Raw genomic sequence first — 7,207 nt, 5'->3', positions numbered from 1 at the left:
GGGGACGGCGCCACGGCCCTCGGCGGGCGCGCACAACGAAAAGAAAATCCGCTACGCCATCTCGTCATCTGCATCCCCGGATCTGATCGGAGCCTAGCCTTGGGCGCGCGGATTTTCTTTTCGTTGTGCGCGCCCGCCGAGGGCCGTGGCGCCGTCCCCTGTAGCAGCCGGGACAGTTCATGCATGAGTTATGCGCACGTGTCCGGGCGCACGAATAGGCCAAGCGCCAACCGGCCTGCACGGGGGCGAAATAGCAAAGAAAGTCCGGCGCGGGCGCCTAAACTAGGGATATTCGCCGAAGTTGGGCGGCGGCTAGGGATCCTTCTTTGACTTCTGTCCACTTGCCAGGCGCGGACGGCGCACAGCCGACAGATGCGCCCGACGACCTGTTCGCCGCGCCGTCCTACGCCGACTGGGGCCGGGCCGCCGTGCGCATCCGCGAGTCGGGCGCCGACGTGGCCATGCTATGGGACAGCACGATCGCCGAGCCCACCGAGGCGCTTGTGGACGTCGTGCGCGCAGCGTTCTCGCCCGCCGTGACATCGCGGTACGTCAGTGTGTTCGCGGACGGCAACCGCTTCGCCGTCGAGGCGCTGGCGCGCCGCTATGGCCTGTCGGCGGACCGGATCATGACGACCACCGGCGCCACCTCGGCCCTCGGGCTGGCGCTCAAAGCCCTGGCGGCGCCGGGTGATCGGGTTCTCGTGGAGCAGCCGGGGTTCGACGTCCTGGCCCAGCAGGCCCGCGCCGCCGGGCTGGTGGTGGGCGAGGTTGGACGTCCGGCGCCGGACCATCGCATCGACCTAGAGGATCTCGCCGCCCGGCTCACGAACCGGACGCGGGCCGTCGTGATCACCAACCTGCACAATCCCACCGGCGCGCGCCTGGAGCCCGGCGAGATCGCCGCCATCGCCGCCGTGGCGGCCCGGGTCGACGCGGTGCTGGTGGTGGACGAGGTCTATGCGGACTTCGCGGCGGATACCGGCGCGCCGCCTGCGGGCACACTGGGACCCAATATCCTCACGGTCTCCAGCCTGACCAAGGTCTTCGGGCTCTTCTCGCTCAAGTTCGGCTGGCTGGCCGGCGACGCGGCCCTGGTCGCCCGCGTCCGGGCCAGCGCCCCCGACGGCGACATCGGCGTCTCCAAGCTCTCGCATGCGGTCGCGGCCCTCGTCCTGGAGAATCCGGCGCCGTTCGAGGCCCACTGGCAGGGGACGCTCGCCGCCACGCGGCCGGTCATGCACCGCCACGTCGACGCCCTGGTCGCCGACGGCCTGCTGGCCGGCGAGCTTCCCCCCTACGGCTGCATGTACTTTCCGAGCGTGACCGGCGTCGACGACACGCGCGCCCTCGCCCGCCGCCTAATGTGCGAGTTCGGGGTGCTGGTGGCGCCGGGAGAATACTTCGCCGCGCCCGGCCATATCCGGATCGGCTTCGGCGCCGACCCGGAACTCCTGGATGACGGGCTGACGCGCCTGCGCGCCGGCCTTACGAGTCTGCGCCAGACGCCTTAGCTCATGCCGCCGCCGACGTCGCGGTCGCGCGCGTCACCGAGCTGGGAGCCGCCGTCGCAGTCCAGGATCGTGCCGCTGACGTAGGCCGCCGACGAACTGACCAGGAACACCGCGCTCTCGGCCACCTCGCCCACCTCTCCGAACCGGCGCAGTGGGATCCTGGCGGTGATCGCGCGGTCGCTCTCCGGCGTGGGGCTGAGCCGCGCCATGCCCTCGGTGCCCGCGATCGGGCCGGGCGAGATGCCGTTCACCCGCACGCCGGCGGGCCCCCACTCCATGGCCAGCACGCGAATGAGCTGGTTGATGCCCGCTTTCGCCGCGCAGACGTGGGCCTGCATCATCGCCGGGTTCACCGCCTGCCCGGCCGTGATGGCGATCAGGGACGCGCCGGGCCGGTTCAGGAGGTCGTAGCAAGCGCGAAAGACGTTGAAGGTGCCGTTCAGGTCGATGTCGACCACCGTCCTGAAGCCGTTGGCCGACATGCCGAGCGCGGGGGCCACGAAGTTGCCGGCGGCGCCCGACACCACGATGTCCAGCGGGCCGAGCTTGCCGGCCGCCTCCTCAAGCGCCCCGCGGATCTGGCCGTAGTCGCGGACGTCGCACGACAGGCCGATCGCCCCGCGGCCGATTTCCGCGGCCGCGTTGGCCGCCTTCTCGGCGTTGCGCCCAGCCACCGCGACCTTGGCCCCGAGCTCGGCGTAGCGCTTGGCGATCCCCAGGTTGATGCCGCTGGTGCCGCCCGCCACGAAGGCCGTCTTGCCGGCCAGCAGATTGTCCTTGAAGGCGCTCATGGTTTCCTCGTCCCGACGGTGTCTGTGCAGCCCCATCGGGGTCGCCTGTCTCGGCGTCAGTCAACATCGATCCGCGGCGGCGGGACTATTCCGCCTAGTCTTCGTTCGGGATCGCCAGCAGCGCGCCGCAGGCCTTGCAGTGGACCGCGTCGGGTTCGTGCCGCATCAGCCCGCACGTCTCGCAGGCGAAGCGGACCTTGTAGGGCCGCATGAGCGTCTGGGCGAACCGGACGAAGAGCGTGATGCCGCTAATCATGATCACGATGGTGAGCAGCTTGCCCCATGTGCCCGGCAGGATGATGTCGCCGAACCCAGTGGTCGTGAGCGTCGTGACGGTGAAGTACAGCGCGTCCACATAGCCATCCAGCCCGGGGTGCGTCCGTGCGAAGCCGGCGTAGACGAACCCGGTCGTCACGAACACGAAGGTCACCAGGGTGGCCAGCGACTTGGTCACGTCTTCGACCCGCGTGTCGTCGTAGCGGCGTCCGATCGTGGTCCAGAACAGCTCGCTATGGGCCAGCGACCACAGCCTCAACACCCGCAGGAAGGCCAGGTTGAACAGCCACAGCGGGAACAGCAGCGTGAGCAGCACGAACAGGTCCACCCAGACGCTATAGCGCCGGAAGAACCGCCACAGGCTGGCGTCGGCGAGCGCCCGCGCGCCGATCTCCACCGCGACGACGAGGGCCACGGCATAGTCGACGACCAAGTAGACCGGATAGTCGCGCAGGAAGGGCGAGGCGATGAAGAAGGCGATCAGCAGGACATCGATGGTGATGATCCAGAGGCGGAAGCGGACCGCTTCGCGCGACTTGCCATGATAGAGTTCGCGCAGCCGCACCCGCAGCCTGGGCAACGCCCGACGTCTTCCCGGATCCTCCACTGTCGAGCCTGTCACCCGCGCTCCTGCCTTGGCCGTGAACCCTTGAAGCGCCGGCGGGTTCAATAGTCCGCCGCGCACCCTCGCGCAGGCCAGGAAGGAGTACAACCATGCCCGCCAAGTCCGCCGCTCAGCAAAAGGCCGCCGGCGCCGCGCTCTCGGCCAAGCGCGGCGACACGCCCAAGAGCAAGCTTCAGGGCGCCTCGAAGTCGATGATGTCGATGTCCGAGAAGGAGCTCGAGAAGATGGCCCATACCAAGCGGAAGGGTAAGCCCGAGCACGTCAAGCACTGAGCCCGCACGGGTTCAGGCCGCCAGGCCCTGGAGCCTCGCGGCGATCTCACGCACCTTTTCGGGGCCGCCCAGCAGCTGCCGGTTCTGGCCGATACGCTTGAACCAGTAGTGCAGGCCCAGGAGGTCGGTCATGCCGATGCCGCCGTGCACCTCCGTGGCGGTGCGGGCGATGAAGCGGCCGATCTCCGATAGGTGCGCCTTGGCATGGGCGGCCATGAGCGGCGCCTCGTCCGGCGCGTGGTCGAAGGCATAGGCCGCGTACCAGACGAGCGCGCGCGCCGGCTCCAGTTCTGCGGCCATCTCAGCGCAGAGGTGCTTCACGGCCTGGAAGCTGCCGATCGTGCGGCCGAACTGTTTACGCTCCTTGGCGTAGGCTATCGCCTTCCCGAGCATCGCTTCGGCCGCGCCCAGGGTGTCGGCGGCCAGGACGATCCAGGCGGCGTCGCGCAGGCGTTCAAGCGCTGAGTTCGAAGCCAATGCTTCGGCGGGCGTGTCCGCGAAGCTGAGTTCCGCAAGCCGCCGCGTCGCGTCGATGCCGGGCATGGCTTCGGCCGCCTCGGCGCTGTTGGCCAGATGCAGTCCGCCAGCCTTGTCGGCCACCACCAGCAGGTCGGCGCCGGCGGCGTCCAGGGCGAACAGCGCCTTGCCGTCGAGCCGCCCCGCCGAGGCGGTCACGCCCGCGCCGTCGCGGACCCCGGCCACGGCTTCCGAGATCGCGACGCCGGCCGTCGCCTCTCCGGCAGCCAGTTTCGGCAGCCACCGCGCCTGCTGCGCCGGACTGCCCCCCAGCTTCAGCGCCAGCGGCGCCAGCACCGCCGAGCCCAGGAACGGCGTCGGCGCCACGACCCGGCCCAGCGCCTCGGCGGCCAGCGCCGCCTCCAGCATCCCCAGGCCCAGCCCGCCGTGCTCCTCGGCGATCATCAGTCCCGGCAGGCCAAGCTCGGCCAACCCCGCCCAGATGTCCGGCGCGGCCGCCTCACCCTCGTCGGCGAACCGGCGCACGCGTTCCAGAGGTGAGAGATCGCCCAGCGCCCGGTTCAGGCTGTCCTGCAGCATCGTCTGGTCTTCGGAGAGCGCGAACCGCATTCAGGCCTCCACGGTCTTGGGTTCGCGGGGCATGCCCAGCCCGCGCTCCGAGATGATGTTCTTCTGGATCTGGGCGGTGCCGCCGCCGATGATCAGGCCCAGGTCGAACATGTAGTTCCACTGCCATCGGCCCTTGGCGCGCAGGTGCGGCCCGTCGTGGTAGAGGATCCCGAGCTCCCCCAGGGCGTCGATGGCCAAAGCCGCCACCTGGTGGTTCAGCTCGCAGCCCTGCAGCTTGACGACCAGGCGCGCCAGGCCGGCGGTATCGTCCGTCATGGTCCGCAGGCCGTTGAACTTCATCGACAGCACGCGGGCCTGCAGCTGCATCAGCCGGTCGCGGAAGATCGGATTGTCGATGATGCGCTGGCCGTCCACCGTCTCGGTGGTCATGAGCTCGATCAGCGACTTCAACCGCGCCTCGGTGGCGTTGGGATCGCCCAGCATCCCCCGCTCGTGCTTCAGGGTGGTGTTGGCCACCTGCCAGCCTCGCCCCCGCCCGCCGACCACATTGGCCTGCGGCACGCGCACCTCGGTGAAGAACACCTCGTTGAACTCGGCCTGACCGGTCATGGTCTTGAGCGGCCGCACTTCGATCCCCGACGTGTCCATCGGGAAGAGGATGTAGGAGATGCCCTCGTGCTTCGGCTTGTGGGGCTCGGTGCGCACCAGGCAGAACATCATCTGCGCCTGGGCAGCGGTGCTGGTCCAGATCTTCGAACCACTGATCAGGAAATCCTCGCCGTCCTCGACCGCCTTGGTCTGCAGATTTGCGAGGTCCGATCCGGCGCCCGGCTCGGAATAGCCCTGGCACCAGATGATGTCGCCGCTCAGGGTCGGCGGGATCCAGCGCCGCTTCTGCTCCTCCGTCCCCATTTCGAGCAGGGTGGGAACCAGCATCGAGATGCCCTGCCCGCTCATCCCGCGGGGTGCGCCGGCGGCGATGAATTCCTCGGCGATGATCCGCGCCTTCAGCCCGTCCGGCTCGGCGCCGAAGCCGCCGTACTCGCGGGGGATGGTCCGCGCCGCGTAGCCGTTCTCGATAAGCAGCCGCTGCCAGGCCTTGGCGTCCTTCGGCGCGCCGCCCTCGTGCTCGGCCTTATGAGCGTCCAGAAAGGCGCGCACCTCGTCGCGGAAGGCCGCCAGTTCCGGCGTCAGAGTCAGGTCCATGGCCCGTCCCGTTGGTTTCCTCGGGGCGCACTGCATCGGGTTTCGAGGGCCGGCGCAACGGCGCCCCGGCGTCAACCCGGGCCCCGCAACGCTGGCGCCGCGCAGCCGTTTGAGGTCAAGTCACCCGCGGAGGAGCCCATGCCCACACACCGTCTTGTCCGCGCCCTGCCGCTGCTCGCCTTCCTGGCCGCCGCCGGCTGCTCCAGCGGGTCCAGCGATCCCTTCGTGGGCTTCGGCCCGAACCCGCCGTTGAAGGCGCCGAACAAGAGCCTGATCCCCACCATCGGCGTGCCCGACGTCGTGGGATGGTCCGCGGGCGCAACCCCGAAGGCGCCGCCCGGATTCACAGTCACCCGTTTCGCCGAAGGCCTGGACCATCCGCGCTGGCTGCTGGTGCTGCCGAACGGCGATGTTCTCGCCGCCCTGTCCGCGACCGAGCCTAGCAAGGAAGGCAAGTCGAACCAGGGCATCAAGGGCTTCTTCCAGAAGATGCTCATGAAGAAGGTCGGCTCGGCCAAGCCCAGCGCCAACCGGATCGTCCTGATGCGCGACGCCGACGGCGACGGCGTGGCCGAGACCAAGACCAACTTCGCCAGCGGGCTGAAGCAGCCCTTCGGCATGACCCTCGTCGGCGGCCTCCTCTATGTGGCGAATTCGGATGGCGTGGTGGCTTTCCCGTACCAGCCCGGCGCGACGGCTGTGCCCGGAACGGGGACGAAGGTGTTCGACCTGCCAGGGCCGCCCATCAATCACCATTGGACCAAAAATGTCGTCGCCAGCCCCGACGGGACCAAGCTCTACGCCACCGTCGGGTCGAACTCGAACATCGGCGAGAACGGCATGGAGAACGAGCAGGGCCGCGCCGCGATCTGGGAGCACGACCTGCGGACCGCCAAGACCCGCCTCTTCGCCACCGGCCTGCGCAATCCGAACGGCGTCGATTTCGAACCGACCACGGGCGTGATGTGGACGGTGGTGAACGAGCGGGACGAGATCGGCAATGACCTGCCGCCGGACTATATGACGAGCGTCCGCGACGGCGGCTTCTACGGCTGGCCGTACAGCTATTGGGGCCAGAATGCCGACGAGCGGGTGAAGCCTCAGAACCCCTCGTTGGTGGCCTCGGCGCTGAAGCCGGACTACGGCCTGGGCCCGCACACCGCCTCGCTGGGCCTGACCTTCTATCGCGCCGACGCCTTCCCGGCGGCCTACAAGGGCGGCGCCTTCATCAGCCAGCACGGATCGTGGAACCGCAAGCCGCTGAACGGCTATCGCGTCGTGTTCGTGCCGTTCGCGGGGGGGCGGCCGCAGATGCCGCCCCAGGCCTTCCTCACCGGCTTCCTCAACGCGGACGACAAGATCCAGGGCCGGCCCGTGGGCGCGGCCGTGGACGCCCGGGGCGCCCTGCTTGTGGCCGACGATGTGGGCGGCGTCGTGTGGCGCGTGGCGCCGACCCTGTCTCTTATACACATCTCC

7 protein-coding genes are annotated in these 7,207 nt (G+C 69.3%); 3 read left to right on the top strand and 4 right to left on the bottom strand.

Going from position 1 to position 7,207, the window contains the following annotated elements; translation table 11 throughout:
- The first annotated feature begins 326 nt into the window (after window positions 1-326).
- A complete protein-coding gene (locus AX721_RS13460) occupies window positions 327-1,514 on the top strand; it encodes a pyridoxal phosphate-dependent aminotransferase (RefSeq protein ID WP_156467165.1) in 1,188 nt (395 codons plus the stop codon).
- Here the strand turns inward: AX721_RS13460 and AX721_RS13455 are convergent.
- On the bottom strand, window positions 1,511-2,305 hold the full coding sequence (locus AX721_RS13455) for an SDR family oxidoreductase (protein ID WP_068876508.1): 795 nt from the start codon (window positions 2,303-2,305) through the stop codon (window positions 1,511-1,513). The two genes, AX721_RS13460 and AX721_RS13455, sit on opposite strands and share 4 nt — an antisense overlap.
- 94 nt (window positions 2,306-2,399) lie before the next feature.
- The gene (locus AX721_RS13450) at window positions 2,400-3,203 is read right to left on the bottom strand and encodes a potassium channel family protein (RefSeq protein ID WP_231733473.1); all 804 of its coding nucleotides are present in this window, start codon (window positions 3,201-3,203) and stop codon (window positions 2,400-2,402) included.
- Window positions 3,204-3,295: 92 nt separating this feature from the next.
- Here AX721_RS13450 and AX721_RS13445 point away from each other — a divergent pair, with 92 nt between their 5' ends.
- Window positions 3,296-3,478: a DUF3008 family protein gene (locus AX721_RS13445; RefSeq protein ID WP_068876506.1), complete on the top strand. Its 183-nt coding sequence runs from the start codon at window positions 3,296-3,298 to the stop codon at window positions 3,476-3,478.
- A 12-nt stretch (window positions 3,479-3,490) separates the two neighbouring features.
- Here the strand turns inward: AX721_RS13445 and AX721_RS13440 are convergent, their stop codons facing one another.
- Together AX721_RS13440 and AX721_RS13435 are read right to left on the bottom strand one after the other, a co-directional pair.
- A complete protein-coding gene (locus AX721_RS13440) occupies window positions 3,491-4,564 on the bottom strand; it encodes an acyl-CoA dehydrogenase family protein (protein ID WP_068876505.1) in 1,074 nt (357 codons plus the stop codon).
- Window positions 4,565-5,731, bottom strand: coding sequence for an acyl-CoA dehydrogenase family protein (locus AX721_RS13435; protein WP_068876504.1), 1,167 nt, complete (start codon window positions 5,729-5,731; stop codon window positions 4,565-4,567). It lies immediately after the preceding gene.
- Between the two features lie 138 nt (window positions 5,732-5,869).
- On the opposite strand from AX721_RS13435, the gene AX721_RS13430 reads away from it, so the two are divergent.
- On the top strand, window positions 5,870-7,207 hold a 1,338-nt coding region (locus tag AX721_RS13430), incomplete at its 3' end, for a sorbosone dehydrogenase family protein (protein WP_068876503.1).

The sequence above is a fragment of the Phenylobacterium sp. CCH9-H3 genome (genome assembly GCF_001557235.1).
Lineage (GTDB): Bacteria > Pseudomonadota > Alphaproteobacteria > Caulobacterales > Caulobacteraceae > Phenylobacterium.
This window is presented reverse-complemented; position numbering and strand designations above follow the sequence as displayed.

Coding starts and splice junctions, on each gene's coding strand:
- AX721_RS13455 (WP_068876508.1), bottom strand. CDS start 2,305: ATGAGCGCCTTCAAGGACAATCTGCTGGCCGGCAAGACGGCCTTCGTG.
- AX721_RS13445 (WP_068876506.1), top strand. CDS start 3,296: ATGCCCGCCAAGTCCGCCGCTCAGCAAAAGGCCGCCGGCGCCGCGCTC.
- AX721_RS13440 (WP_068876505.1), bottom strand. CDS start 4,564: ATGCGGTTCGCGCTCTCCGAAGACCAGACGATGCTGCAGGACAGCCTG.
- AX721_RS13435 (WP_068876504.1), bottom strand. CDS start 5,731: ATGGACCTGACTCTGACGCCGGAACTGGCGGCCTTCCGCGACGAGGTG.